Origin of the sequence: Bradyrhizobium lablabi (assembly GCF_018131005.1) — a bacterium.
GTDB lineage: Bacteria > Pseudomonadota > Alphaproteobacteria > Rhizobiales > Xanthobacteraceae > Bradyrhizobium > Bradyrhizobium lablabi_D.
On record NZ_JAFCJK010000004.1, the window covers coordinates 133,016 to 157,199 of the forward strand.

Annotated in this window: 24 protein-coding genes, 1 tRNA gene and 3 pseudogenes; 5 read left to right on the forward strand and 23 right to left on the reverse strand. The window is 60.6% G+C overall.

Features of this window, described 5'->3' with window-relative positions:
* Positions 1-19: 19 nt before the first annotated feature.
* Positions 20-835, reverse strand: coding sequence for a class I SAM-dependent methyltransferase (locus tag JQ553_RS13710; RefSeq protein ID WP_212500498.1), 816 nt, complete (start codon positions 833-835; stop codon positions 20-22).
* A gap of 659 nt (positions 836-1,494) precedes the next feature.
* On the opposite strand from JQ553_RS13710, the gene JQ553_RS13715 reads away from it, so the two are divergent.
* Both JQ553_RS13715 and JQ553_RS35265 read left to right on the forward strand, forming a co-directional pair.
* Positions 1,495-3,072 (forward strand): winged helix-turn-helix domain-containing tetratricopeptide repeat protein, encoded by a 1,578-nt coding sequence (locus JQ553_RS13715; protein WP_212500499.1) that lies wholly within the window; start codon positions 1,495-1,497, stop codon positions 3,070-3,072.
* An 82-nt stretch (positions 3,073-3,154) separates the two neighbouring features.
* Positions 3,155-3,345 (forward strand): annotated as a pseudogene (locus JQ553_RS35265) (hypothetical protein).
* Here JQ553_RS35265 and JQ553_RS13720 read toward each other — a convergent pair.
* Together JQ553_RS13720 and JQ553_RS13725 are read right to left on the reverse strand one after the other, a co-directional pair.
* A complete protein-coding gene (locus JQ553_RS13720; protein WP_212500942.1) occupies positions 3,342-3,647 on the reverse strand; it encodes an ABC transporter ATP-binding protein in 306 nt (101 codons plus the stop codon). The pseudogene JQ553_RS35265 and the gene JQ553_RS13720 sit on opposite strands and share 4 nt — an antisense overlap.
* Positions 3,544-4,141 (reverse strand): annotated as a pseudogene (locus JQ553_RS13725) (ATP-binding cassette domain-containing protein). Before JQ553_RS13725 ends, JQ553_RS13720 begins: the two are co-directional and overlap by 104 nt.
* Positions 4,142-4,262: 121 nt before the next feature.
* Here JQ553_RS13725 and JQ553_RS13730 point away from each other — a divergent pair.
* Positions 4,263-4,721 carry a hypothetical protein gene (locus JQ553_RS13730; protein ID WP_212500501.1) on the forward strand — a complete coding sequence of 153 codons (459 nt, stop codon included), beginning with the start codon at positions 4,263-4,265 and terminating at the stop codon, positions 4,719-4,721.
* 145 nt (positions 4,722-4,866) lie between these two features.
* Here JQ553_RS13730 and JQ553_RS13735 read toward each other — a convergent pair whose 3' ends face one another.
* From JQ553_RS13735 to JQ553_RS13790, 12 genes are all read right to left on the reverse strand, one after another.
* Positions 4,867-6,321 carry an acetamidase/formamidase family protein gene (locus JQ553_RS13735; protein WP_212500502.1) on the reverse strand — a complete coding sequence of 485 codons (1,455 nt, stop codon included), beginning with the start codon at positions 6,319-6,321 and terminating at the stop codon, positions 4,867-4,869.
* Positions 6,322-6,530: 209 nt separating this feature from the next.
* Positions 6,531-6,821 (reverse strand): hypothetical protein, encoded by a 291-nt coding sequence (locus JQ553_RS13740; RefSeq protein WP_212500503.1) that lies wholly within the window; start codon positions 6,819-6,821, stop codon positions 6,531-6,533.
* A 23-nt stretch (positions 6,822-6,844) separates the two neighbouring features.
* Complete coding sequence (locus tag JQ553_RS13745; protein ID WP_212500504.1) at positions 6,845-8,857, reverse strand: DNA polymerase; 2,013 nt, start codon at positions 8,855-8,857, stop codon at positions 6,845-6,847.
* Positions 8,847-9,122 (reverse strand): hypothetical protein, encoded by a 276-nt coding sequence (locus tag JQ553_RS13750; protein WP_212500505.1) that lies wholly within the window; start codon positions 9,120-9,122, stop codon positions 8,847-8,849. The genes JQ553_RS13745 and JQ553_RS13750 overlap by 11 nt, the downstream gene beginning before the upstream one ends.
* A gap of 22 nt (positions 9,123-9,144) precedes the next feature.
* A complete protein-coding gene (locus tag JQ553_RS13755) occupies positions 9,145-9,759 on the reverse strand; it encodes an MT-A70 family methyltransferase (protein WP_212500506.1) in 615 nt (204 codons plus the stop codon).
* The gene (locus JQ553_RS13760) at positions 9,749-9,952 is read right to left on the reverse strand and encodes a hypothetical protein (RefSeq protein WP_212500507.1); all 204 of its coding nucleotides are present in this window, start codon (positions 9,950-9,952) and stop codon (positions 9,749-9,751) included. Before JQ553_RS13760 ends, JQ553_RS13755 begins: the two co-directional genes overlap by 11 nt.
* Complete coding sequence (locus tag JQ553_RS13765) at positions 9,949-10,230, reverse strand: hypothetical protein (RefSeq protein WP_212500508.1); 282 nt, start codon at positions 10,228-10,230, stop codon at positions 9,949-9,951. Before JQ553_RS13765 ends, JQ553_RS13760 begins: the two co-directional genes overlap by 4 nt.
* A gap of 38 nt (positions 10,231-10,268) precedes the next feature.
* Positions 10,269-10,493 (reverse strand): hypothetical protein, encoded by a 225-nt coding sequence (locus JQ553_RS13770; RefSeq protein ID WP_212500509.1) that lies wholly within the window; start codon positions 10,491-10,493, stop codon positions 10,269-10,271.
* Between the two features lie 317 nt (positions 10,494-10,810).
* On the reverse strand, positions 10,811-11,029 hold the full coding sequence (locus JQ553_RS13775) for a hypothetical protein (protein WP_212500510.1): 219 nt from the start codon (positions 11,027-11,029) through the stop codon (positions 10,811-10,813).
* 281 nt (positions 11,030-11,310) lie between these two features.
* Positions 11,311-11,775: a hypothetical protein gene (locus tag JQ553_RS13780; protein WP_212500511.1), complete on the reverse strand. Its 465-nt coding sequence runs from the start codon at positions 11,773-11,775 to the stop codon at positions 11,311-11,313.
* 3 nt (positions 11,776-11,778) lie between these two features.
* The gene (locus JQ553_RS13785) at positions 11,779-13,029 is read right to left on the reverse strand and encodes a site-specific integrase (RefSeq protein ID WP_212500512.1); all 1,251 of its coding nucleotides are present in this window, start codon (positions 13,027-13,029) and stop codon (positions 11,779-11,781) included.
* Between the two features lie 575 nt (positions 13,030-13,604).
* Complete coding sequence (locus tag JQ553_RS13790) at positions 13,605-15,383, reverse strand: acyl-CoA dehydrogenase (protein ID WP_212500513.1); 1,779 nt, start codon at positions 15,381-15,383, stop codon at positions 13,605-13,607.
* A 220-nt stretch (positions 15,384-15,603) separates the two neighbouring features.
* Here JQ553_RS13790 and JQ553_RS13795 point away from each other — a divergent pair.
* Positions 15,604-15,678: transfer RNA gene (locus JQ553_RS13795), tRNA-Gln, on the forward strand.
* Between the two features lie 672 nt (positions 15,679-16,350).
* Here the strand turns inward: JQ553_RS13795 and JQ553_RS13800 are convergent.
* The gene (locus JQ553_RS13800) at positions 16,351-17,292 is read right to left on the reverse strand and encodes a helix-turn-helix domain-containing protein (protein WP_212500514.1); all 942 of its coding nucleotides are present in this window, start codon (positions 17,290-17,292) and stop codon (positions 16,351-16,353) included.
* A 472-nt stretch (positions 17,293-17,764) separates the two neighbouring features.
* Between JQ553_RS13800 and JQ553_RS13805 the strand changes: the two genes are divergently transcribed.
* Positions 17,765-18,121: a hypothetical protein gene (locus JQ553_RS13805; protein ID WP_212500515.1), complete on the forward strand. Its 357-nt coding sequence runs from the start codon at positions 17,765-17,767 to the stop codon at positions 18,119-18,121.
* Positions 18,122-18,475: 354 nt separating this feature from the next.
* Here JQ553_RS13805 and JQ553_RS13810 read toward each other — a convergent pair whose 3' ends face one another.
* The 7 genes and pseudogenes from JQ553_RS13810 to JQ553_RS13835 form a co-directional block, all read right to left on the reverse strand.
* Positions 18,476-18,700 carry a hypothetical protein gene (locus JQ553_RS13810; RefSeq protein ID WP_212500516.1) on the reverse strand — a complete coding sequence of 75 codons (225 nt, stop codon included), beginning with the start codon at positions 18,698-18,700 and terminating at the stop codon, positions 18,476-18,478.
* A gap of 63 nt (positions 18,701-18,763) precedes the next feature.
* Positions 18,764-19,069 (reverse strand): annotated as a pseudogene (locus JQ553_RS13815) (hypothetical protein); the annotation flags it as partial.
* A 29-nt stretch (positions 19,070-19,098) separates the two neighbouring features.
* Positions 19,099-19,308 (reverse strand): hypothetical protein, encoded by a 210-nt coding sequence (locus JQ553_RS34445; RefSeq protein ID WP_249144331.1) that lies wholly within the window; start codon positions 19,306-19,308, stop codon positions 19,099-19,101.
* 197 nt (positions 19,309-19,505) lie between these two features.
* Positions 19,506-20,366, reverse strand: a complete 861-nt coding sequence (locus JQ553_RS13820; protein ID WP_212500517.1) for an SDR family oxidoreductase — start codon at positions 20,364-20,366, stop codon at positions 19,506-19,508.
* Positions 20,367-20,523: 157 nt separating this feature from the next.
* Positions 20,524-21,072, reverse strand: a complete 549-nt coding sequence (locus JQ553_RS13825) for a PaaI family thioesterase (RefSeq protein ID WP_212500518.1) — start codon at positions 21,070-21,072, stop codon at positions 20,524-20,526.
* Positions 21,073-22,125: 1,053 nt separating this feature from the next.
* Complete coding sequence (locus JQ553_RS13830) at positions 22,126-22,338, reverse strand: hypothetical protein (protein ID WP_212500519.1); 213 nt, start codon at positions 22,336-22,338, stop codon at positions 22,126-22,128.
* 345 nt (positions 22,339-22,683) lie between these two features.
* The gene (locus tag JQ553_RS13835; protein ID WP_249144270.1) at positions 22,684-23,907 is read right to left on the reverse strand and encodes a cytochrome P450; all 1,224 of its coding nucleotides are present in this window, start codon (positions 23,905-23,907) and stop codon (positions 22,684-22,686) included.
* Positions 23,908-24,184 lie beyond the last annotated feature (277 nt).

Sequence of the window (24,184 nt, forward strand, 5' to 3'; positions counted from 1 at the left end):
TCGTCCGGCGAAAGGGGTGTCACTTCGCTCCTGCAACGACAACGAATTCTCCCGGTATCGAATAGTGGTCGCTAATCAGATAGGCCCTGAGGGACTCGAGATATTCCTTGCGCGCTTCTGACTTCGTGTCGGGCGAAAAGTGACTGTAGGCGAGCGCCACCGGTCCGCCGACGAATGCCGCATCACAGGCTTCGTCGCCCGTGGCGTATTCGAGTCGTGTCTCAAGTCGCCTCTCGACAATGTCGCCAAACCCGGCAGCGCTGAACGCATGCTGCAGGTTCTGGGCTGTGCCAAGGCGAAAGAACATTGGGCAAACCTCCGATTGGACACGCGCATCAACGATGGGGAAAATTTCCGCCCACCCACACTTGCCCCGCTGGCCCCAAACGGCGCATACGGTGCGCCCCCCCGGCCGCAGCACTCTATGGAAGTCGCGTATCGCCTTCTCGGGATCAGGCACGTACATCAGGCCTAGAGCGCAAAGCACGACGTCGAATGAATTGTCGCCGAAGGTCGACTGCTCGGCCTCCATGCGTTCGAACTGAGCATTTGCGATTCCCCGACCGGCCGCGACGTCTCGCGCGGCGAGGATCATCTGCTCCGAAATGTCCGTGCCGACGATCCTGCCGCCAGGAACAATCAACGCGGCAGCTTTCAGGGCCACAAGACCCGTGCCACAGGCAACGTCCAAAACCTCTATCCCCGGCTTGAGGCCGGCCAGTTCGAGTAGGGCAGACTGTGCCGGTTCGAGTTGGCTCTGCCACGAACGCTCATAATGCGAGGCGGCCTTGTCCCATCCGTAGCGTTGAACGCGTCGTTGCAGCTTGGCGTCCATCTTCAGGAATCCTCGAAACGCTCAATAGCTGCGAGCGCAGCCGAACAAAAAGGCAGCAGCAATGCCCTAACCGGTTGGCGGCCATCAATTCGGGCCAGAACCGGTCGTCAAACGTGCGATGAGCTAGCGCCGTAGGATCAAGCGCGGCCATAAGGGCCTCCTACGCTTTGTGCTTCTATCGCAGAGCAGCTTCGCTCCGTATCGTGGGTTTGACCGTTTGAACCTGCGTTGAAAATGCCTCCTGCGCCTACCGTTCGGTGGACGCTTCTTCGTCGGTGACGGGTTCCACTGCGGCGATCTCGGCAAATGGCGCGAGTCGCTCGAGCGGCAGGCCGAACAGCCGATCGTTGTAGGAGGCGCCGTAACCCCGCCTTGACTTCTTTCGTCACTGGATTTGCGCCCGTGAATGGGCGAGGCTTCTCTTCTAGGGCCGGCGCGCCGGCGGGGATCTCGAAGGTCGTTTCCTGTCCTGACACGGGCGCCTCCATCACCGGCAAATCGCGATAGGATCGCGTAGATGGAGGCTGGCATGCCCGCTCCCAATTCGCTTTGACGCCGCGTCGATTTTTCGTCGAGACCGTCTTGATTTTTTCTTCGCCGGAATGCGCTAGAATGGAGCGACGCAGCGCCCCACCGGCCGGTCTGAGGGGCCACTTACGATGCTGTTTCTGTTCGAGAATTTTGCCCTGGATACGGATCGGCGGGAACTTCGCCGCGGACCCGATCTGCTGTCCTTGGAACCGCAGGTGTTTGATCTACTCGTCTTTCTTCTCGAGAACCGGGACTGGGTCGTCAGCCGAGACGATGTGCTTCAGTCGGTATGGGGTGGGCGAACTGTATCCGAATCGACGCTCGCTACCCGGATCAGTGCTGCGCGGCGGGCGCTCGACGACACCGGCGAACAGCAGCGCCTGATCCGTACCGTGCTCCGCAAGGGCTTTCGCTTCATCGGCGCCGCGCAGGAAGTGCAAACGCCCGTGGAGCGCCGTTTGACACCTTGCGATCGGACGCCCGATGCGGGGCGGATGGCTGAACCCCCGCGACCTTCACAGCACGGCCGCCGCGCATCGATCGCCGTCATGCCGTTCACCGCAGCGCCGGGATGTGCTCGCAGCTTCGCGGACGGAATCACCCACGATATCATATCTGGCCTGGCGAGGTTGAGGGCGCTCTTCGTCGTTGCTCGCGGCAGTACATTTGCGCTGCGCGATCAGATGTCGCATCCGGGTGAGATCGGCCGCGTGCTCCACGTCAACTATGCGGCGATCGGCTCCGTCGAGGACAATGGCGATCGGCTCCACATCACCGCAGAGCTATGCACGACCGACGACAACCGTGTCATCTGGACGGATTCCTACGAGATTCCGCGTGGTGACGCTTTCCTGATTACCGGCAAAATTGCGACGCGGATCGTCAGCTCGCTCGACGCCGAAATCGAGGCGACCGAGCGCAATCGTGCGGTACTTAAGCCGCCCAACTTGCTGAATGCCTGGGAGGCGCACCATCGTGGACTGTGGCACATGTATCGGTTTACGGAACCGGACAATGAGCAGGCGCAAAGGTATTTCAGGCGCGCCATAAAACTCGATCCCACGTTCTCGCGCGCTTATGCGGGGCTTTCCTTCACCCATTGGTACAATGCTTTCCAGTTCAAATCGACCGCCAAACAGGCGGAGGCCGATAGCGCTTTTGTTTCCGCCAGCCGCGGCCTCCTCGCGGACCATCGCGATCCCGCAGCGCACTGGGCCATGGGGCGGGCGCTCTGGCTTCGCGGCGAGGACGAGGCATCGATCCGCGAGCTCAACGAAGCCATTGGCTTGAGTCCCAATTTTGCCTTAGCTCACTATCAGCTCGGTTTTGTTCAAGCACAGACCGGTGATGCTCAAGCCGCCGTCGAGGCTGTCGAGGTCGCGCGTCAATTGAGCCCGTTTGATCCAATGCTATACGCGATGTGCGCAGCTCGCGCATGGGCCCTGTTTCGCCTGAAACGCTTCGAAGAAGCTGGCGAATGGGCTCTCAACACGATACGGCAACCCAATGCGTCTCTGCATGCGCGCGCTCTCTCCGCCCTCGTACTCGCTTGCGTCGGGAGGTTGGAGGAATCACTGCGCGAGGTCGACGTGGTCCGTCGCCTGCGACCGGGCTATACTATCAATGACTTTTTTCTTGCATTCCACGTGTTGGCTGACGACAAGCCCGTGTATCTCGCCGCAGCCAAGCAGATCGGCATGGGTTGATTGTTGGCGCGATCATGGACTTGATTGCGAAGTATTTGCGCTCCTTCCGTCCCGCCCAATTTGCCCACTAACCGAGAGGCCAATCGCATGTCGATTGCGTCCGTGGCTTTGCGACACCTACTCGCACATGATGCGACGCCCCCCGGCCGAGACCACCATTTCCGCGTCAGCCCACCCTCGGTCCATCAGATGGTCGTGACGCTCGAAAGAAATGGCTTGATCCGACGCCAACCCGACGCGCCGAGGAGCATCGATCTGCCCATCCTAAGCTAGTCGGCGTCGAACTTTCCGAATTGAAAGTTCCGCCCGGGCGCTGAATCAAACAGCGCCCGGGTGTAGTCGTGCTTCGGCGCCGCGAATACCGCCGCAGTCGAGCCTTCCTCCACGACCTCGCCCTTGTGCATCACGGCGATGCGGTCGCACACCTGCGCGGTGACACGCAGGTCGTGGGTGATGAACAGCACCGCGAGATTAAAGCGCTTGCGCGCGTCGTCGATCAGCTCGAGCACCTGCGCTTGCACCGAGACATCGAGCGCCGAGACCGGCTCGTCGGCGATCAGAATTTCCGGATCCATCGCGAGCGCGCGCGATGCAGATGCGCTGGCGCTGCCCGCCGGACAACTGGTGCGGATAGACGTCGATGGTGCGCTCGGGCTCGGGCAGGCGCACCGCGTGCATCACCTCGAGCACGCGCGCGCCGCTCGCGCTCGTTGAGCTTGGTATGGATGTCGAGCACTTCGGCGATCTGGTCGCCGACGCGCATCACTTGATTGAGCGCCGTCATCGGCTCCTGGAAGATCATCGAGATGCGGTCGCCGCGGATGCGGCGCATCTCGGCCGGCGACTTGGTCAGCAGGTCGTTGCCGTCGAGCAGGGCGCGTCCGCCGGCGACGGTCAACTGGTTCGGCGGCAACAGCCTCATGATGGCGTGCGCCGTCACGGACTTGCCGGAATCGGATTCGCCCACCACGCAGACGATCTCGCCCGGCGCCACTGCAAACGACACGTTCTCGACCGCGTTGACGCGGTCCGCGCCGGCAGGGAGGTGGGCGGCGAGGTCGTTATTCATCTGCACACCATCGTCCACGCCATTGCGCTGTTGGGGCGCGACTACGCGCCGACGCCAGCCGAGCTGGCCCGCGCTCGCAAAACGAAGGCTGACCGTTTCCTCTCGTTCGACGAGATACCCGGTGCCGCTAATCTATGACGGCAAATTCAATGCACCGATGCTGTGGAACAGCAACTTCTTCATGACGCTCGAAAGCATGAAGATCCTGCGCGTGCTGACCGACGTGTGGCTCCCCGATTTCAAATTCGGCCCCGGCCGTTGCGCGATGACGCTGGCGAAGACGCCATGGTACTGGGAGACGGTGACGCGCAACATTGCGCTGCTCGACGAATGGGGAGAGGATTTTTCCATCCGCCACCTGGTGATGCCCAGTCACGTCGAGTGTTGCACCTATCCGGTCCTGGAATGGATTGCCACGCGCGTGCCCGCAGCGCCCGTGAACGTGATTCGAAATCATTTCGTTCGAGCGCTGGAGTGCTTTTGGTATGTGATCGGGGCGGCCTCTGCGCGTTCTTGGCGAGCTCAATTCATGCCGAAAACGGCGCGCCTTAGGAGACTCGAACTGCTGACATATTCTTAGAATTTGTGACGATTGAAGACGCAGTCTAGTCCAATTCAACCGATCAGGTGGCGCTCCTGAACCGAGACGGACCTCAAAGCGGTTGCCCCGAAATGCAGCGCGACGCGGCCAGCTCCTGCGGAAGCCGACCGCGTCGGTGTAAGGATCAAGTTTCGCCGCCGGCGAAGATATCCTTCTTGATGACGGCGTGAACACCCCAATTTCCATCCACGACCTGGGTGATGCCGAAGTCGACGCCAATCGTAATCAAGGAGATCGCCTCATCCTCGGTTAGCTTCTTGGTTGTCATCAGGAATTTGCGCATCTTCCGGAACGCATCGCGCAAAGCGAGGTCAACCGACGATTTCGAGTAAATGTCCGACTGTGCCTTGTCCCCCAATTCGGTGAGATAATTGGCAAAGCTGAAGCCGTGCACCAGCCACTCGTCCTTGGTTTCCAGCATCGGATAGTCAAGAGCTTCGAGAGCCGTACCGACCAGATCGTTTTTCTTGTGCAGGATGATCTGGAAGGTGCCGTTCAACGAGCATTCGATTGCGGTGCCGCACAGCTCTGAATCTCCCTGAGAAGCATGCGAATCGCCAACCGATAACAGGCCACCTTCGACAGCAACCGGATAGTACATCGTGGCGCCCTTGCCGATCCGCCAATTGTCGATGTTGCCGCCGGTATAGCTCGGCGGAATCGAGTCGACGATATCAGCCTCCTTGGGTGCCAAGCCGATCACACCGAAATGCGGACGTATCGGAATGCGCACATTCTTCAGGATGCCATGATTTTCCTTGATCGTAGAGTGATCGACTGGAACGCCAGGATAGTCGATGGTTTTGTGAACTACGCCAGATGGGTCCGTCTGTGGCGTCCATCGGAAGTTATACACGGCCTTGGCCCAGTTGCGTTCGCCGGTGGCGTCGACTTCGTAGATCGTGATCACCTCACGCGGCTTTGGCTCGGTGAGCAGGTCCTTATAGTGAAATCCCCACCATGCGGCCGCGTTGCTGCCAAAAGCCTTTCCGGGATATTGCGGATTGGCGCAAGGCCGGGGTGTAACGTCGATAATGCGCAACTCGATCACGTCGCCCTCCTGGGCGCCGCGTACGTAGACTGGGCCGGTGCAAATGTGCACGCCAAGGCCCTCGCCAGCGCCACGCCCAAACAGCGAGGCATCCATCGGTCCCGCGCCGCGTCGGTTTACGCCCTTTTTCTCCTTGGTCCACAGGAACACGCTTTCGGCGCCGGGATCGCCCTTCACCATGCGCTCAGCGTCGTCGTTGGCATGGTGGGTTAATGCCTCAATGGTGATGAAGTCGCCGGAATCGATCTCGACCTGCGGTTTTAACTTCTTGCTGAAATAACCCCAATGCACTGTGTCGGCGTTCGCCGGCAAATGGTGATAGGACCGCTTGGCTGGCTGATTCCTCTCGGCGGCAGCCGCCATCTGCGGCGTCACCAGAGAAATGCCGCCCGCGGTCATCGCCGCCGCGCCCCCGGCTGCGGCGAAGCTGGACCTCAAGAACGACCGACGTTCCCGATCGAGCGTTTCCTTGAACTTGCGGTGGTGCAATTCGAATTCCGGACAGTTCTTGTCGTCACCCGCGCACATCGGATCTCTCCTGGTTTGAACGTGGATTAAGCGCGCCTTCATCCCATCGCAGTTCATCGGAACAGTCAAACTTGTGCATCATGTCAATTTGACTGTTGCATAGCGAATGTCGCGTCGCCGTCTAACAAGCCAGGGGATACACAGACGCTCGCCTATTGCTTCAGCATTGTGTGCTCAAATTTTGAGAGCACACGGACATTGGTTGAGAGCTAAGAGTGCTCACCGTTGTCATGCGATAAATTCTTAGCAACGCTCGAAGCAATGGACGGCTGTTTCTGGGTGATTGTCGATGCGTTTGCCGAAGGGCGTGAGCCAAGACATATCCCCCACCAGCGTGAGCGGGCGACGCCCGCAACCTTGGTGCGCTCGGCCCTGCCGGAGATCATCAAGCAATCGGAGGCGTCCTTCACCAACTTGCCATTGGCGTCGAGCGAGAGTTTCTTGGTGAGCGGCCCGCTCGTGTTGGTGAGCACTGTCAGCTCGATTTCCTTGGCAGCCATGGCAAACTTCCAGGTCATTTGCGTTAGCGCGGCCCCATCCAGGCGTTTGCCGCGATCGGCAGGTCCGGCGCCCACGAGGGGTTGCGCGTCATCAACTCGATGAATTCCTTGAGACTGGCGGATCCGGCCGGCACCTCGGCGACGATCTCATCGTGGACGTGCATGACGATTGGATAGCCGGCAGCGTCGATCCGCAGCATGGCCTCGGCCAGTATGTCGCGCGCGATTCCGGAGACGACGTTCTCAGTCCAGACACCGCCATAGGCGCCTTGCCCATTGCGGCAGTCTCGGAACTGACCGGCGCCGTTGTCGGCGTACACGACATGGTGCTTACCGCGGTCATCTTGGGTGAGGCGAGGAAAGGGATAGGACAACAGACGCCCGCTCGGCAGCTCGATCCGCAGGAACATTCCGGCGCATTCCAGCTTGATTCGGCCGCAGCGAACGGCCGAATTGTCGCGCACGCACATGGCGGCGACGGCGGCCCGGTCAATGTCAGACCAGAACTGCTTGATCCTCAGGTGGGTCGCGCGCCATTCGTTCTTGAACAGCTCAACCTCGGCGTCGGAGAACTGGTCCGGCTCGAACTTCCGCCAGGCACGCAAGCCGCCTTGGTAGCCGAACGCGAGGTCACAGGTCTTGCCGACTTTGCGCTCCGGCGAGTCTTTGGCGATCGAGCCGAGCGGTCTGCGATAGATCACACAGGCGGTCGTGCAGTAGGGCTCAAGCTTCGGATCCTGGGTCGCATCGAACTGGCGATAGGCGTCAATCTTCCAGACTTCGTTGGCAATCCACGCCAAGATCCGGCTTTCGATCGAACTGAAATCGGCGCCGATCAACACGTGCCCGGGCGTGGCTGATATCATCGCGCGGCTGCAATCCCCGATGACGGCGAGCGGCTTCGGATACAGCTTCTTCACGTGGGAGTAGTCGCCGGTCGCGACCGCGGCGATCGCGGAGTCGAGATCCTTGATCTTGGCCTTTTTCAGGTTCTGCGGCTGAACGCCTTCTCCACTCCACCTCCCGGTCGACGCGCCATGGAAACGGAAGGCACCCCGGACGCGATCATCGGCGTCGGCACGGGCCAGCAGGGCATCAATCTTCTTAGTCGCGGCCTGAGCGCCGTCAAGCCGGAGCTCGAGGACGCGGCGGACCGGCGCTGCGAGCGCGTCATCGCCGAGCAGCTTTTCGATGGTGTCGCGATCGAGCGCCGGCGTCATGCAGCCCTGCGCTTCCAGCCAACCCTTCATCCGCTCGATCTGGTTGATTCCGGTGCAGACGCCGCCGGTGATCCCGGCCAGCTCGGTGTCGATCTCAGGCGCTGCGGCTTTGGCGATCTGGCGCGCCGCTTGGGCGAATCGCCGATCGATGTGGAAGCCGCGAGCGTTGATTACATTCGAGAGCAGCCACAGCACCTGCTCGGAATCCGAGAGCGGTGGCAGGCGACCGTCTAGCTCGCGCTCGACTTCGACATCCGCCATGCAATAGGCGCCAAGCCGCTGCAGCCGCTCCTCGTCGTTGAACCAGTACAAGCCGAATGGGTCTTCTTCTTTGTGCGACCGCCGCGGCCTTGACATCAAGTGCATCAAGCGTTCACCGGCGGCATCCTTGCGGTGAACCAATCCTAGCGTGTCAGCGACGGCGCCGAGCTTGGCCGGCAGTCCGAGCGTGAGGCACGCCGCCATGGTGCAGCGGTGGCGTTCGGGCGGGATCAGCAGAAAGCCGTAGCGGGGATGCAGGACGTATCTCTCGATGAGACTCTCGAACCCATCATTATGCGCGACCGCGCACCAGCTCGGGTTTGTTGCAGCCTCGAAATATTCCGGCGGAATCGGATCGCCCAGGCGCCACAGCTGCACGGGACCGTCGTCGACGACGTATCCAACCCACAGAATTTCGGTTGACGGATCGGCAGCATAGACATGCGCGCCGACCTTTCTCAGATCGACCTTGCTCCGCGCCTCGTAGTCGCGGTGCAAAGTGTGCGCGGTTGCGATGTCGGTCGGGGCTGCGGTGCGGTGGGGCTCATGCATCATTGTCCGGCCTCCGCCGCCATTGCGGTATTGAGGCCTGCGTCGCTGCCGCTATCGTTGGTAATGATACGCCGAGATTGACCGCGGTGTAGCCGGGACCTTGATCATTCTGCCTCAGCGCCACCCAGCCGAAATCGTGGTCGATCAGGTCGAGAACGACAACGCCAAGCACTGCATCGTCGTCGGTCGCAAACCACGCAAGATCGCGGTAGAACGGGAGGCTGAGCCTCGCAATGTCATAATGGCTCTCGTCAACTGAACGGATCATTTTCGTTCCTCCCGCTTGGCGCCTACTCCGCCGCCTCGGCCGTTGGCGCTTCAAAGCCCCAGCAATCCCATCCCGGCCGCGCGCGACGCGCGAACAACTCGACCTTCGGAAGGTTCGGGAAATACTCTTCGGCCAGCCGGTAGTTCCATTCCGGTTTGGTCGAGTGCGCCGTGCGCCGCTCGACCATCACGCTTGGCCACTGCGTGCCCGGCGCCGGAGCCGGCACCTTGCCGCGCGTTCCGAGGAGAAGCAGCTCGTGCCGGTTACGAAACCAGTACCCGGTGCCTATAATTTCCTTGTCCCACACGACCTGGGATTTGTAGGTGAAGCCCCAGGCCTGCATCACCTCCCGCGCCTGCGGCATCATCGGTGACGTGGCCCACAGGAACAGAACGGAGTCGTCCGCAGCGATCGAAGCGACGTCGAGCGCCTTGATCACCGCAAGCTCGCAGGTCGCGTAGTGATTGTCGGCGGCGCGATCCATGCCGGTCTCGCGCGACCGTGGTTCGAAGCGCCAGCCAGGATCAGAGAGAATTGCGCCGTAACGCTTGTCCGGCAGCGCCAGGATCTTGCCGGCAAGTTCGCGCTCGCGTTCTGCGCGACGAGCCTGACGCTGGAGCGTCCAATCACTGGGCATTTTGCGCTCCTTCCTTCATTTGCCGCCGCACGTCGGCGCGCACGAGGCGCAAGGCACCGCGGCTGCGCGGTGTGCCAGAGAAGGTCACGGACTTTCCGCTGGGAAGTCGCAGGCGATAATGATTTCCGCCCGTGACGTCGATGGTGGCGTTGGGAAATTGGCGTTTGAGTTCGCGTTCAAGCTTGCGGGTCATGACGCGGACCTCTGCGCCTTGAGCCAGGCATTCAGTTCGCGGGCGATGGCTTTGACCCTGGCGGTCTTGTTGCTCAGGCCGTCAAATGTGCCGATGACGACGGCGGCAATGGACTTTTTGCTGTCGCTGCGACTGAAAGTATTCCCATCGCCGCGCTGCTTGAGGCGAAGCAATTCCTCCTGCAGCTCGACATTGGCCGCCTTCAGCTTCGCCAGCGGCGACGGCTCATGATCCTCCGCAGGCGTCGCCTTTGCCTTCGCCTTGAAGCGGTTAAGCACCGCTTTGGGGTGGTTCGGGTGACGTTTGTCCGGACCGGTCAGCGTCGAGCGCCACTCTGATATCGCGGGGTTGCTGATGACCTCGCGAAGGGCGCAGCGCTCCTGTTTCGAGAGCGGCTTGTCGTTTTTGCCAGCACTAGATTCATATCATCCCAACGCCGGTTGAATTCCTTCACCACGCGTTTGTTGTCCGGATTCCACTTCAAGGCGCCGACTTCAACCAGCGCCTCCTCGGTGATGATCGCCAGCGCCACGCCGACCATCAGCCAGTCCTCCCACGTCACGTCGCCGTGAAGGCGGCCGAGGCTCGCGAGGCCGTTCGCCTTGATCCGCTGCACGCGCTCGGCATCGTCGGGGGCGATGACTTGCGCCGCAGGCGCCGGCGGGCTGGACGAATTTGCGAGAGGCAGGTCTCCTAATGGGACCTTGCCGGGAGGGAGTGAGGCGCTTGTTGGTTCAGATGAGAATGAATATAAAGACATTGATGAGCCTCTTTTCTGCTTGGCGGCGGAGAGTGAAGTTTCATCGGACGGACGGCGCGTGGCTCGCCCCGGGTTGCGCGCCGTCGTCTTTCGGTAGTTCAGGAGTTAGCCGCGCGCTCGCGACGCCATGCTGCAGCGGCCTCGCGCGAAATCAGGACGCGGGTGCCCACATTGAAAGTTGCCGGCATCTGGGCCCTGAACTTGTAAAAAAGTTGAGGACTGATGCGGTGACGCCGGCAAAACTCGGCGACGCTGAACGCGTCAACATCGTCGGCGGTTGCAACCAGCTTTTCGCCCGTCACTTCGGGCCGTGCCATGCTTGATCCTCCGCATCTATCTCGATGCGCAGGATGATCAGGCCGAGTACCGTTTGAAGGAAATGGTTTCCCTTCGAAAATAAGCCTTTCTGTTCGGAAATAAGCGAGGCACCTAATTTCCGATTGCCAGTTTCTTATTTTCGAACAGAAAGGCTTATTTTCGAAGAGAAAATTCTTGACACGCGGGAAGCTAACTCTCCGTAGGCGAGTCGTTTAAGAACAACCGAGCCGGTTTAATGATATGGGCGTACAACGTGGTGTCGCCGGCATCGATGCCTGCGTCACGCAGCATTCTGCGCGCGCCTCTTTGTCTGACATTCCAGATAGGCGACCCGAGCCGCGCAGGAGATCGATGCCACGGTCGATCTGCTTTCGCGTGAGAACGCGATGACGACCGGCGCCGGGTCTGCGCTTGCGTTTGTCAGGCGAAGCGGGCGAGGTGTTCCCAATACGCGTCTGGCGACGTCGCTCTCTTGCTGCAGCCGGCTCGCCCTCTCCTCGCGAGCGATGGCGGCGATCGCCTTTTGCATCGGCGACAGCGGTTTGCGGTCCATGTCGACGACCACTTGCTCCGCAAGCGATAACGGTCTGCGGCTGATTGCGCGGAGAAGCGTCCGCTTTTTGAGTGCTGCCGGTGATGACAGTTCGCGTTCCACCTCGGCGATCGCTTGCTGCAACAGCGACGACGGCTCGCGATCGTGGCCGAAATTCAGCTTGCGCCAGATTTCCAACAGAGGGCGCGGCATGGATCACCGCGGCAGCGTAACGACGTTCTCGCCGCTCGGCGGCTCGGGCTGTAGCAGCGCCACGCGGGCGTGTTCGTCGCCGTGCTCGGTGATGTGCTTCGAGTAGTGTTTTTCGATCATCGCGACGCTGGTGTTGTGCAGGCTCGCGACCAATCGAACCGGGATATTCGCGAGCAGCATGCGGACGATGCTGCTGTGCCGCAGCGCGTACATCGTCACATCGGCAGGATCGAGTCCGATGGTCGTGACGACCTTGTCCACCTGGCGGTGATAGTTCTGCCCTGGATTTCTATCCCAAGGGCGGCCGTCGCCTTGCAGCAACAGGGGCGCATCGTCAGCGCGACCCTTAGCCGCTTCTTTCAGCTTCGCTGCCAACTGCGTGCTGATTGGAATGGAAAAGCGCTCGGTCTTTTTCACGCTACGGTTTCTGCCACCGCCCTTGGCGCTCTTCGGCATCATCAGTTTCGGCCGCACCGGATGATCGTGCAAGTCCTCGACGCGCAGCCGGACGGCCTGACTCGGACGTGCGCCGGTGATCGCCAGCGTATCGGTCATCAGCCCAAACTGAAGATCCAGCCCGTAGGCGGTGGCGACGAATTCGCGCACCTTGTCGTCAGGGATGATGACGTTGCGCGCCTCCTGCGCGTCCGGCAGAGCGGCCAGCCCGATCTCCCACGCCTGCCGATTCTTGATGCGCTCGTCGTGCTGTCGCGCCAATTCCAACGCGGCAAACAGGCATCGACAGACTCGATTAATTGTCGCAGGCTTGATCTTGCCCAGCAGGCTATCGCGCCATTTCTTCAGCTCGGTTGCGGTGAGTAACGCCACCGGCTTGGCGAGCAGCACCTTGGTCAGATGCACGCGAGGTGGTTCAGCGTTGTAGGGATTGGCATTGCGTGCTTCGAGATCGCGCCGGTAGTCCTTCAGCGCGCCATCGACCGTGACCGGCGCGGTGTCGGCGCTGCCATCCTCACCACGTGCCAATCGCTTTGCGGCGTCCTGCGCCGCGTAGAACGTCAGTATATTCTTGCCGTCGGCGTCCTCGAAGTCGTCAGCGAGCGCAAAGCCCTTGGTCCAATACGCGCCGTGGCCGTCGCTGCTCTTGAGCACCCAGCTGCCGTTCGTCTTGTTGCGGCGGTACATCAGCGAGATGCCGCGCGCGAGCGATGGGCCGCTGTAGGGCCTGCGGCGGATTTTCAATCGCAGCCGCGCGCTGCGGCTTTCCAGTGCGCTGAAGCTGACTTTGCGTGCCATGATGCCTGCCCCGTTCTCGCGAAGTGTCGCGATGGTGTCTGCGAACGCTTGTGGAAGCGCATGGCATCATATGGGAGTAAGTTTCGTTTGATCAATGACTTAGGCATTCCACGCGAGTCTCTACGAACCCATACGGATATTTATTTTCCCTCGCGCAGGGAAGGCCGGGTTGTTTCCGGTTTCACCTGTGGTCCTACCCCGTGCTTCTTGTTGCACGGGACCCATGGGTGCGATCGGCGCCCGGTCTTCCCTGCGCCCTCCGATCGATGAGAGGGCGGACGTTCAAGCAAGACTCGGACAATTCATGTCGCGAGAACGCGAACTCATATCCTCTCAACTGTCATGCCCCGCAGAAGCGGGGCATCCAGTACACCGCGGCCCTTCGGCTCACGCTGCCGCACGCCTGTTTGGCAAGGTTGATCGTGTGCGGCGCACTCAATTTGTCACCGTCATGCTGAGGAGGCCGCGTGAGCGGCCATCTCGAAGCACGACGGTCACCGGCCGGGTCGCGCATCCTTCGAGACGCGCGTTCCGCGCTCCTCAAGGATGACGGGTCCCACTCTCACCGCGCAGATCTACCCAAGCAGCACCGCATCCGCGCCGTTCACCGCCTCGGCGCTGTCGGTGACCGTCTTCTCCAGCGAGGTTGCCTGCACCGCGATGTTCTCGGCAAAGAAGCGAGCGAGGGCGAGATAGCGCTGAGGCTCGGTCTCGCCATTGGCCTTGGCGGCGAGCGCTTCGCCCGCCAGCAAGCAGCCGCCGAGCGTCACGCCGAACAGGCGCAGGTAAGGCGTGGCGCCGGCGAGCGCGTCGTTCGGCGCGGCGGCGAGGCGTTCGAGCAGCCATTTGCTGGTGCGCTCGAGCGCGCCGAGCGCATCGCGCAATTTTGCGCCTGTCGTGCCGAAGGCCGGATCGTTGGAGGCCTCGACCTGCTTGACGGTCGCGGACAGCTCGTCGAGCAGCGTCCACACCGAGGCTCCTCCATTGGCGCCAAGCTTGCGCGTGACGAGGTCGATCGACTGGATGCCGTTGGTGCCTTCATAGATCGCGGTGATGCGTGCGTCGCGATAATGCTGTGCGGCGCCGGTTTCCTCGATGAAGCCCATGCCGCCGTGGACCTGGACGCCGAGATAGGCGACCTCGTTGCCGATATCGGTGGAGAACGCTTTTGCGATCGGCGTCAGCAGCGCGCCGCGCGCGGCCGCATCGGCCCGCACCTTCGCGTCCTTGGCGCGCACCGAGACGTCGAGCGCCACCGCGGTGGCATAGCAGATCGAGCGCGCGGCCGCCGTCATGCCGCGCATCTGCATCAGCATCCGCTTGACGTCGGGATGCACGATGATCGGGTCCATCCCGTCGCCCTTTTTGCCGACGGCCTTGCCCTGGCGGCGCTCCTGCGCGTACGCGAGCGCCTGCTGATAGGCGCGGTCTGCGACGCCGACGCCCTCGAGGCCGACGCCGAGGCGGGCCTGGTTCATCATCGTGAACATGCAGCGCATGCCCTGGTTTTCCTCGCCGATCAGATAGCCGATCGCGCCGCCCTGATCCCCCATGGTCATGGTGCAGGTCGGCGAGGCATGCATGCCGAGCTTGTGCTCGACGCCGCTCGCATAGATGTCGTTGCGTGCGCCGAGCGAGCGGTCGGCATTGACCAGGAACTTTGGAATCAGGAACAGCGAAATCCCCTTGGTGCCGGCGGGCGCATAGGGCAGCCGTGCGAGCACGAAATGCACGATGTTGTCGGTCATGTCGTGCTCGCCATAGGTGATGAAGATCTTGGTGCCCTTGATGCGGTAGGTGCCGTCGGACTGCTTCTCGGCGCGGGTGCGCAGCGCGCCGACGTCGGAGCCGGCGTTGGGCTCGGTGAGTTGCATCGTGCCGGTCCATTCGCCGGTGACGAGCTTCTCCAGGTAGATTTTCTTCAACTCCTCGCTGCCATGGGCATCGAGCGCCTCGATCGCCGACAAGGTGAGCAGCGGGCAGAGCCCGAAGGCGACGTTCGAAGCGCTCCAGATCTCGGTGCATGCGGCGTTGATCGCGAGCGGCAGGCCCTGGCCGCCGAAGGCTTCCGGCCCCGACACCGCGTTCCACCCCGCTGCAGTCCAGCGCTGATAGGCGTCGGGCCAGCCGGGGGCTGTCGTCACCTTGCCGGCATCGAGCTTGATGCCGTGCTCGTCGCCGACCCGATTGAGCGGCGCCAGCACGTCGCTCGCGAACTTGCCGGCCTCCTCCAGCACGGCGGCGGTGACGTCGCCGTCGAAATCACCGTAGTGACCGGCCTTCACGGCGGCGGCGAGGCCCGCGCCGTGGTTAAGGGACAAGAGGATATCGGTGATCGGCGCGCGGTAGGTCATGGCGTTACTCCCGACGAGGCGTTTGGTGCTGGTCTTCCCACGAAACCGGTCGCCTCTCAACTCTTGGAAGGGACATCCCGCAGTCCGTTTCGGTCACCATGGGCGCCTGCGATCATGACGGTAGCGCAATGGTCGGGCTGCTTTCCCGGAATTTCGATTGCGGCCCTGTTGAAATCGTGGGGCTCACTCTATAGACCGGCGTTGCCCTCGATCGGCGCGTTGGGGCGTAGCCAAGCGGTAAGGCAGCGGATTTTGATTCCGCCATTCGGAGGTTCGATCCCTCCCGCCCCAGCCAACCATTCGTCTCTCCGGAGAATATCCTTCTCTCTCGCCGAAAAGCCGGCCAATTGCGGGCTTTTCTTATCTTTAAGAGCGCCCGGAGGCGCCTGTCGGCGGGCTTCCGGGGAGGGGGTGGCCAAATGTCTCCGTCCAAACCAGCAAAAGTTCCCATTTTCGGGAGACACTCGTCGGAGACTGTAGAATAAATCCACTGCGTGCCGAGGACGGCAGTCGATTTTGCGTACAGATAAGCTCCCGGCCGCAGCGATACGCCGTCGCAACGGACTTCACACTGGGCAGCATCGAACTGGGAAGTTCTTTGCTACCTGCACCGCGCGAAATGCACCGCGCTGGACCTTGCGCCTCGCATTGGCGCGGCGCCGACGCCCGATCCTACATATTTCCCGATGAGACCGCCGGCGGTCCGCAAATCCCGGAGCCCTTCCAGGGTCCGCTCTCCGGCCCGAGCGACATAGCCGTCCCGCCGGATCAACCCAAAGAAGGCTCGTTTAAGCGCTTTGGATGGGCGATAGTCGCGAAGACCAAGAGCCATCTAAAGGTTAATTGTTGGCGAGCAGAGCAGCGCCACGGGTCGGCAGTTGGTCCAGAAGCTGACTCTGCTGGTCACATCGCCTCGTCGAGGGCCTTTCGATGTTGCCCAATGTGCGCGCGGGCTCGTGTGTTGTCATTACCGGGGACGCGTTGCTCCGATGGAGCCCGGCGCGGTGCCGAAACGCTGGCGGAATCCGCGCGCAAAATACGTGTAATCGCGAAAGCCGCTGGCGTAGGCGATATCGCTGAGAGGCTGACCTGTCTTCATCGACGCGCGACACTCGATCAGATGCGCCGCATGATCCAGACGAAGCGAAGATATGTAGTGAGTGTATGTCGACCCTCGGGCCGTGAACAGCTTCTGCAAATAGCGTAGGGAGATTCCCATCTCGGTAGCCACCTCACGCGGAGAGATGTCCGGATCGGCATAACGGTCCTTGATGATGCCGCAGATTCGCGCGAACAGTTTGTCGGTGTGGCGAGAGCAAAGCGGGGCGGGCGGCGCAAACAGTGCGCCGAGGAGATCATAGACCACCAGACGCATATAGTCGTCAGCCGACGCGACCGCCGGCTCTGCATTGCCGACGGGGTCAAGAGCGAGTTGCCTGAGTATACGTGCTGCCTGCCCCTGCCCGCGACCGCACGTGCCACCGTGCGGCTCGAAGCCGAGATGCGACACCAGGTTCTGGCGCGGCAACTGCAAGCCAAGCCATTGCGCCTGCTGGACCCCAACGAGTGTCACGGGTCTCGTGGAATCGAGCAGGACGAGTTCGCCAGCAGCAGCATTTACAACTCGGTCGTTCTGAATGATTGTCGATCCGCCCGTCAGCTGAGCTACGACGAAGTAATACTCCATGTCATCACGGCGAATGTCCAGCTTCGTCCGGTCAACGCGGACAGTGTCGCAGGCGAGATCCACCGCAGCCAACCCGAAGACGCGCCGCGGGCGCACCCTGCCTGCGAAGATGTTGGTTCCGCGAGCAGGACTAAAACATCCAAAATTCTCGCGCAGTGCAGCTATGAAACCATCATAGCACAATTCTGGAGCGCTGAGAAAATCATTGTTCGGCTGCACCATCGACTCCCCAGGCAAATGATTTTCAAACCTAACATTAGGTTTTACTACTGCCCGCGCCGAAGCCACGGGCAAACGCTCTTCAGCTTGGCATGGTCCCCAGACAGGTGCCGCGCAACTCCGCGTCACGCTCGATCACACCTCCGAGATCGTATCAATGCTGCTGCGCGGCTTGCGCGCCAGTAAGGACGATTGGGCGCGATCGCCTCACGACGTCTAGGGTTCAACCGTCTAGGTTCCGATCTTGGCAGTCACGCGTTGCAGAGATCGGAGTCAAAGTATGAAAAGTTCGCCGCGCCAAAGCTGGTTCTTGGTGCCCTGTTCGAGAACTGCGCTCCGAATAACCGCATCAATCGGCGCGTCTGGTGACCTAAGCGACGCCGGATCGGTCGTGGGACAGCTGCAACTTTAGTCGCCCGATAGCTCACGCAATTTGATTGGCTTACGAGGTCGAATATTCCGGATCGGATGTGAGATGGACAATCGCTTTCGGCGCGCGACGCTTATTCTATTCATTATCATTCTGCCGATTTACACAATTGGTCACGCTCCCGGCCACGATCATCAGCGCCCGGAGCTAAACGGTTGGTACGCTAGCCTGCATAGCGGCAAAGGGCCTTGCTGCGACGGCACCGACGCGAGGCGCGTTGATGACGCCGATTGGGACACTAAGGACGATCACTATCGTGTGCGCATAGACGGCGAGTGGGTCGATGTTCCGAAAGACGCTGTTGTGGACGGACCGAACCGCGCTGGCCGCACGATGGTCTGGCCCTACTATCTGGATGGTCATCCGAAGGCACGCTGCTTTATGCCGGGGAGCATGGGCTGATGACGAACGCACGGCGACCAGCGCCTTGCACCAGCGTTCATACGCTGAGTTGTTTAACACGGGCGCTGCGCATCGTCCGGTTGTCGCCCGTGCCAAGTTGAGGTCGGAAAAATGACCTCAAGCCGACATTTAGCCCGAACCATGGTGCACACCGCCGCCGCGAGGCTGGCCCCTATGGTCTGATAAATTAGGTCAGATCAATCAACGGGTGCTTCGTGGCGAGCGAGGGCGTTGAGCATTGCAGCTATTGTGGGCACTGACGTGCCGGGCTACTCGCGGCTTATGCGCGACAACGAAGGGGCCACACACGTCTAACTGGTGGTGCGCTGCTCGCAGATGGTGTCGTGCCTGCCATTACGGAATGTCCGTGCGTACGCACAGGCTTTCATCGCGCTGATGAGCTTTATCGTCCTCGGCGTGTTTTGGCTCAGCCATCATCGACGCCTCATCCTTGCGCCGGAAAGCAACCCCCATCTTGACGAATGCGTCATTTCCGACGGATTGATTGACTAGAATATGTCCGGCGAGCTTGGGGAGACCCACACTGCTCAACTGGCGTTCGGTGACGGAGTGGGCCACAAAAGGGGTTTTACGAGATGGACCTGTTGGTTGATCAACTCGCGGTAAAGGTGAGCGTCTGCTTCACCGATCGCGGTCGAGATGACGGCCGCCGTTTTTCTTCCCGCTGCAAAGGCTTTCACGCCTTCGGCGATACGGCACCTTGCCGACATGGCCACGCTTATCGAATTTCCACTTTGCGCCAGAAGCGGACTTTTTTAGTTCAACAGTCGGGCATCGCGGTATTAACGTGTGCACGAGATCGATGAAAGCCAGATCGAAGAACACAACCACATCTTCGGCGTGGTTGATGATGTATATGATCTGCTCTGCGAACAGCCTTGGATTAATCGTGTGACAAACGGCTCCAATTCCGGAGATACCGAAGTATAGCTCGAGATGCCGATAACTGTTCCAGGCTAACGTCGCAACGCGATCGCTGGCTCGATGCCGATCGAGCCCAGCAAATTTGCGAGCTGAGAGCTGCGCCGGCGAAGGCCGCTGTAGCTGGTGATGTGATCGCGCTTGTCGGGGTGTCGGGATACGATCTCGACATCCGGAAAGGAGCGTGCCGCGTGCATAAGAATGGACGACAGGAGCAACGGAGTTTGCATCATCAAGCCGAGCATGGTGAATGGATCCTCGATTTCGACGCCTTCGCCTCAGCCGCAAGCAAACACTCGCGTAGGCAGGAGATCGTTTGCACCGGGGGGGCGTTTGGCGGGAAGTGCCGCTGATGCCATTCGCCCACGCCCATCAGGTTGGCCGTGGGACAAAGGCCATAATTCACCGCGGCACACTGCTAGTTCGCACGCACCAAAGCACTTCATGAGAGTTCTTCGAGATGCGCGAGGCCCAAACCGCCGACGACGGCTTTCTGGACGGGCGCGACGTCGGCATTGATCTTGTCAGCACCGAATGACGTGCCCACCACCGTCCGAGCGGCGCGACTGCCCTTCGACTGGCCGACGAGCTTGGCGACGGCCTCGGCAATGTCATGAAGCTGCGGAGCGTCCTTACTTTGCAGCATTGACGTGAAGGTCTTGTAAATCGCGTCGGGAATCTGGCCGACCTCGCCGTAAGACTTCGTGATGTCGTCGTCCGCAGGTCTTTGGATGCTCGAGTACAGGCTTGTCGGGTAAGCCCCAGGCTGAACTTCCACCACGTCTATCCCGAGTTGGGAGACCTCCAGCCGAATGCTGTCTGTCAAAGCTTCGATCGCCATCTTGCTCGCGCCGTAGATGCCGACGAAAGGGAATGTCACCCGGCCGAGGACCGAGCCCATGTTGATAATGAGGCCCTCGCGCTCCCGACGCATCGAAGGCAGCACTGCCCGCGTAACGCGAAGGAGCCCGATGACGTTGGTGTCGAAGATCGCCTTCGCCTGATCGGCCGTGAAGGCTTCGGTCACACCCACCGACGCAATGCCGGCGTTGTTGACCAGCACGTTGATCTTGCCGGCTTCGGCGAGGATCGAAGCAATGGCACGATCGACCGAGCCGTCATCGGTAACGTCGAGCTCCACGACGCCTATTTTCTGGCTTCGCAGCGCGTCGGCGTGGCCGCGATTGCGGCCGGCGATGTCGCGCATCGAGGCAAACACGCGATAGCCGTCGCGCGCCAGCCTTTCCGCTGTTCCGCGGCCGAAGCCGCTCGATGTGCCGGTGATGAGAATAGTTCTGGTCATGGTGTGCCTCCAATGATGAGGGTTGCGGGGCAATGCGAGATGATCAACCGGTATGGCTGGTCACGAACTGGCCGGGTGCCGCGACCAGGATGTCCGAGAGCGAGCTTGAACAGACGTCGGGCGCGGCGGTTTGGGGTGATGAAGCCTTCGACGTGAGTCAGAATGCGAATTCCAGGCTGGCGTGTGCAACCAGCTTTCCCGTAGACGCAAACGAAACGCGGGCCTCCGTAAAGGCCGAAGCTCGGCCAAAGCGCAGTACTTCTGCTCTTACATAATAGTCGTCGTTGACGGCTGGACGTAAGAAGTGAGTGTGTTGATATACGGTGCCTTTGGTGACGCGCTCTGTCGTGGCCATAGACAATGATGCAACGGTGTCAATGGCTGCCATAATAGCCTGACCACATACCGCGCCGCTTGAAAACTTGAGCGCATCATTTTGCGGAAGCATTGCAGACACGATGCCCGGACGGACCTTGAATTCACGAAGGTCGAGCATTCTCACCCAGGGCGCGATAACATACTCGTACAGCTCGAGAACCGTGTTATCTGTTAGTGGCAAGCAATGAACGGGAACTGGTATTGCCATATCGTTCGTCTCAGGCCGCCTGACTCCCAAGGCAGGAGCGGCCCCGTTTTGCGTTGCTTGCTCCGTCACAAGAGTCCGTGTTCCCGTTGGCATCATCGTATTTTCAACTTGCCTAATCATTCGTGTTCTCCGTTTAGCTCCAACGCGCGACTGCCGGATCGGAATCTAGGCGGTCAAACCTCAGATGTCGTGAGGCGATCGCGTCCAATCGTTCGTACTGGCGCGTATCGCGTGACGCGCCGAGCGGTGACGCTGACACGATCTCGGTGGCATGATCAGGTGTGACGCAGAGTTGGGCGGGACCTATCTTGCAACCAGCTAGGCTGCTTGAGGTCAGCCTACGGCTTCGCCGCAGGCTGCCATTGAAACCGATTATCGGTTCCCACGCACCGTGTTTTCTGACGACTGGCTCGTGCTGCAAGAGCGACGTTGCCGTTGAAAAGCAAGAAGCAATCTTCGCGCAGCGCCTTGGCCGAAGAAGCGGTAAGTTAGCAGGCGGCGTTAGAAGCAGAAATCGTCGCTGTCGACCCTGCGAACTGTCGATACTCCGCTGTTGACAAAACCCCTCGTGCTATCAGCGTCCGGTGTCTACCGACCTTCATATCTGGCCGGCGAGATGCGTCGTGTCATGCGCTGAACAAACACCTTGAGATGTACAAACCGGCGCCGGGCGCCGCCCAGGACGCTATGGGGATTGCGCACTACGAACGACGCCGCGATATATATCACTTCGATCCACATTATCATTTGGATTTCCGTTTCACGAATCATGCGAGTGTGTGGTTGACGTCAATCGTCAGCCACGGAGCCACGACCCGCCGGTGTGGTGCCGCCGATGCTACGAATGAAGCGAAGCTTCGGGGGGCTAGATGTCGTGAGCAGCAGGCGCCGTCCCCGATACGGACACGCACCGCTCACTGCCACATCGCATCGCGACCCCGGCGATTGGGAAGCTCACTGTCCCTGCGTGGGTACAACTGCGACCATCGGCATTCGTGACCGGCGATCCCGTACAATGACAGCGGGCACAGCTATTCGAACGCGAAAATCGTCTTCCAGTCGTTCTTCATGCTGATGACGGTGCAGTAGTTCTTCTTTGCCTCAGCATAGAGCTCGGGAGTGAACGCACCAATCTTGGTATCGGGTAGCCCCAGCGCCGGACCATAAGCGTACTCACGCTTTGCGTCGTCGTGCAATGAAGGTCTTGAAACCATTAGCTCGCAGGTAAGTCATCGCCTCCAGCATCGGTTGGTAGACCAGCTCCATATAGGGGCGGTTCCAGCGTGGGTGCTTCGCGGAGGCTAGCCAATTCTTTGCTTCGACCGCGAACTCGTCGGCTGTCAAACCGGTGAGTGTTGCAAGGGCGATTTTTTCGATATCGCGCATCGAGAGCCTGGCCAACGCTCCGCGGTTTCCCGAGAGCACCGTCTTGAATGGCTCGACCTGCGACGGTCGATGCCGGAGCGCAGAATGGTTTCTATCATGTTCGGCTTCTCCTTAATTCAAATGGATCGGGAGCTTTTCGAAGGTTGCTGCCGCCCCGGGCCACTTTCGCTTCTCTCAAGAGCGGGCTTTGGTCAGCTCATTTGGCATGACCGCTTCGTGTCGATATTGCTGGAAAGGTCTTTCTTGGCGTGGCGAACGGAAATGTCGCGATCCCGTAGCAGCCCCTGCGCGTTCCGGATGCGATGGACCGCACTGCCGCGGGTGCGCCTGGGCCATCGAGCGGTGCTAGTCAGCGCGCACCCAAAGCGCTGTTAGCCCATTGAAGTTCAGCATCGCCCGGCGCTCCAAGGGTCGCTCGGTTCTCAGGCGGAGCCTCGGGAATTGCTCGAAGAGCATCGAAAGAGCGATCTGTGCCTCGGCGCGGGCCAATGGCGCGCCGAGACAGAAATGGGCGCCGCCGCCAAATGAGATGTGACGTTTGTCTGGCCGTTCGATGTCAAACCGCTTTGGATTGGGATGGGCCGCGGGGTCATGATTCGCTGCATAGAGCATGGCATTGATGGTCTGCCCAGCGGCGACCGGACACCCGCCGATCTGCATCGCTTTGGTTGCGATTCGAGTGCCTTGCATGACCGGCGTGTCATAGCGCAACACTTCCTCGACGGCGCTACGGACCAGGTTTGGCTCAGCGAGCAGTTTGCTAAGTTCACTGGGATGCTGCAGCAGCGCCAACACTGCGTTACCGATAAGGTCGGTTGTCGTCACGTTGCCTGCCAAGAGCAAACTATGGCAAACATCTATGATCTCCGCCTCGTCAAGTTGCTCGCCGTCCTCTTCCGCGTCGATCAGGCGGCTGATCAGATCTGCCCGGCGTTCCTTGCGGCGCTTTTGGATCACCTCAGTGAGGTAGCCGGAGAGAGCAGCATTGCAGGATGCCAGGATGGCCTCCTGTTCCGGCGTGCGCTGCGGGCTGAACATCTGTATTATGCCGGCAAACCACCGCTTGAAGTCGTCGCTGCGGGCGATATCGACGCCCAACATCAGCGCGATGACTATCGTCGGCAACGGTCGGGCATAAGTGTCCATAATATCGAAGCAGGATGGATCGTCGATATCATCCAACAAGTCGCATGCGACCTTGGTGATACGCGGGCGCATGGCATCGACCGCGACCTTGTTGAACGCCTTTGCGACCAGGTTACGCAAGCGTTTGTGGTCCGGGTCGTCCATATGCAGTATGAGCGGCCGAAATGTCTCATCCACCGTCAGTTGCGCCCGAGAGAACGAACCCGAGCGGGATTTCCGCGGATCGGAGGCCAGGTTGCGATTATTCATAGCTGCATCGACATCGACCGCACGGGTCAGCACCACCCGGTCGAACATCCGATCCCGGTGCACCGGCTCCCGTGACCTCAGTATATCGAGATATTCGTTCGGCCGTTCGCGAAAGACGGGATCCAAGTGGGTCAGAGATACTCCCGTTGGCACCGTGGTCTCGTTATCACTCATGGTTTCATCCTTTCGCTAAGCTCTACTTCCGATCGGCCGGAGCGAGCCTCCATAGCTATGGCAGGCCGATCCGTCTCGCCGACAGCCCCAAGTGACAACGCTTGGAAGCTTCCGTTCTTTGTCTTCGATTGTTGCAACGCATGACCGTCAAGGTCAGAACCTAACCAGCCGGGCCGCAGGTGTCGTGAGGTGATCGCGCCCAATCAGCTGCACTCACGCGCACCGCGTGGCGCGCTCCAGCTTCAATCGATCGTGCCGCCAGCCTCTCTGTTGTCCT

Excerpts from the sequence above, each read along its gene's own strand:
- JQ553_RS13770 (WP_212500509.1), bottom strand. The coding sequence starts at position 10,493 with ATGGTCGGCGTGGCGCTGGCGATCATCACCGAGGAGGCGCTGGTTGAA.
- JQ553_RS13835 (WP_249144270.1), bottom strand. The coding sequence starts at position 23,907 with ATGAGTGATAACGAGACCACGGTGCCAACGGGAGTATCTCTGACCCAC.
- JQ553_RS13785 (WP_212500512.1), bottom strand. The coding sequence starts at position 13,029 with ATGGCACGCAAAGTCAGCTTCAGCGCACTGGAAAGCCGCAGCGCGCGG.
- JQ553_RS13790 (WP_212500513.1), bottom strand. The coding sequence starts at position 15,383 with ATGACCTACCGCGCGCCGATCACCGATATCCTCTTGTCCCTTAACCAC.
- JQ553_RS13740 (WP_212500503.1), bottom strand. The coding sequence starts at position 6,821 with ATGGCTGCCAAGGAAATCGAGCTGACAGTGCTCACCAACACGAGCGGG.
- JQ553_RS13750 (WP_212500505.1), bottom strand. The coding sequence starts at position 9,122 with ATGATCCGTTCAGTTGACGAGAGCCATTATGACATTGCGAGGCTCAGC.
- JQ553_RS13755 (WP_212500506.1), bottom strand. The coding sequence starts at position 9,759 with ATGCCCAGTGATTGGACGCTCCAGCGTCAGGCTCGTCGCGCAGAACGC.
- JQ553_RS13825 (WP_212500518.1), bottom strand. The coding sequence starts at position 21,072 with ATGATTAGGCAAGTTGAAAATACGATGATGCCAACGGGAACACGGACT.
- JQ553_RS13735 (WP_212500502.1), bottom strand. The coding sequence starts at position 6,321 with ATGTGCGCGGGTGACGACAAGAACTGTCCGGAATTCGAATTGCACCAC.
- JQ553_RS13745 (WP_212500504.1), bottom strand. The coding sequence starts at position 8,857 with ATGATGCATGAGCCCCACCGCACCGCAGCCCCGACCGACATCGCAACC.
- JQ553_RS13805 (WP_212500515.1), top strand. The coding sequence starts at position 17,765 with ATGGACAATCGCTTTCGGCGCGCGACGCTTATTCTATTCATTATCATT.
- JQ553_RS13820 (WP_212500517.1), bottom strand. The coding sequence starts at position 20,366 with ATGACCAGAACTATTCTCATCACCGGCACATCGAGCGGCTTCGGCCGC.
- JQ553_RS34445 (WP_249144331.1), bottom strand. The coding sequence starts at position 19,308 with ATGCTCGGCTTGATGATGCAAACTCCGTTGCTCCTGTCGTCCATTCTT.
- JQ553_RS13710 (WP_212500498.1), bottom strand. The coding sequence starts at position 835 with ATGGACGCCAAGCTGCAACGACGCGTTCAACGCTACGGATGGGACAAG.
- JQ553_RS13830 (WP_212500519.1), bottom strand. The coding sequence starts at position 22,338 with ATGCGCGATATCGAAAAAATCGCCCTTGCAACACTCACCGGTTTGACA.
- JQ553_RS13715 (WP_212500499.1), top strand. The coding sequence starts at position 1,495 with ATGCTGTTTCTGTTCGAGAATTTTGCCCTGGATACGGATCGGCGGGAA.
- JQ553_RS13760 (WP_212500507.1), bottom strand. The coding sequence starts at position 9,952 with ATGACCCGCAAGCTTGAACGCGAACTCAAACGCCAATTTCCCAACGCC.
- JQ553_RS13775 (WP_212500510.1), bottom strand. The coding sequence starts at position 11,029 with ATGGCACGGCCCGAAGTGACGGGCGAAAAGCTGGTTGCAACCGCCGAC.
- JQ553_RS13800 (WP_212500514.1), bottom strand. The coding sequence starts at position 17,292 with ATGGTGCAGCCGAACAATGATTTTCTCAGCGCTCCAGAATTGTGCTAT.
- JQ553_RS13720 (WP_212500942.1), bottom strand. The coding sequence starts at position 3,647 with ATGGATCCGGAAATTCTGATCGCCGACGAGCCGGTCTCGGCGCTCGAT.
- JQ553_RS13780 (WP_212500511.1), bottom strand. The coding sequence starts at position 11,775 with ATGCCGCGCCCTCTGTTGGAAATCTGGCGCAAGCTGAATTTCGGCCAC.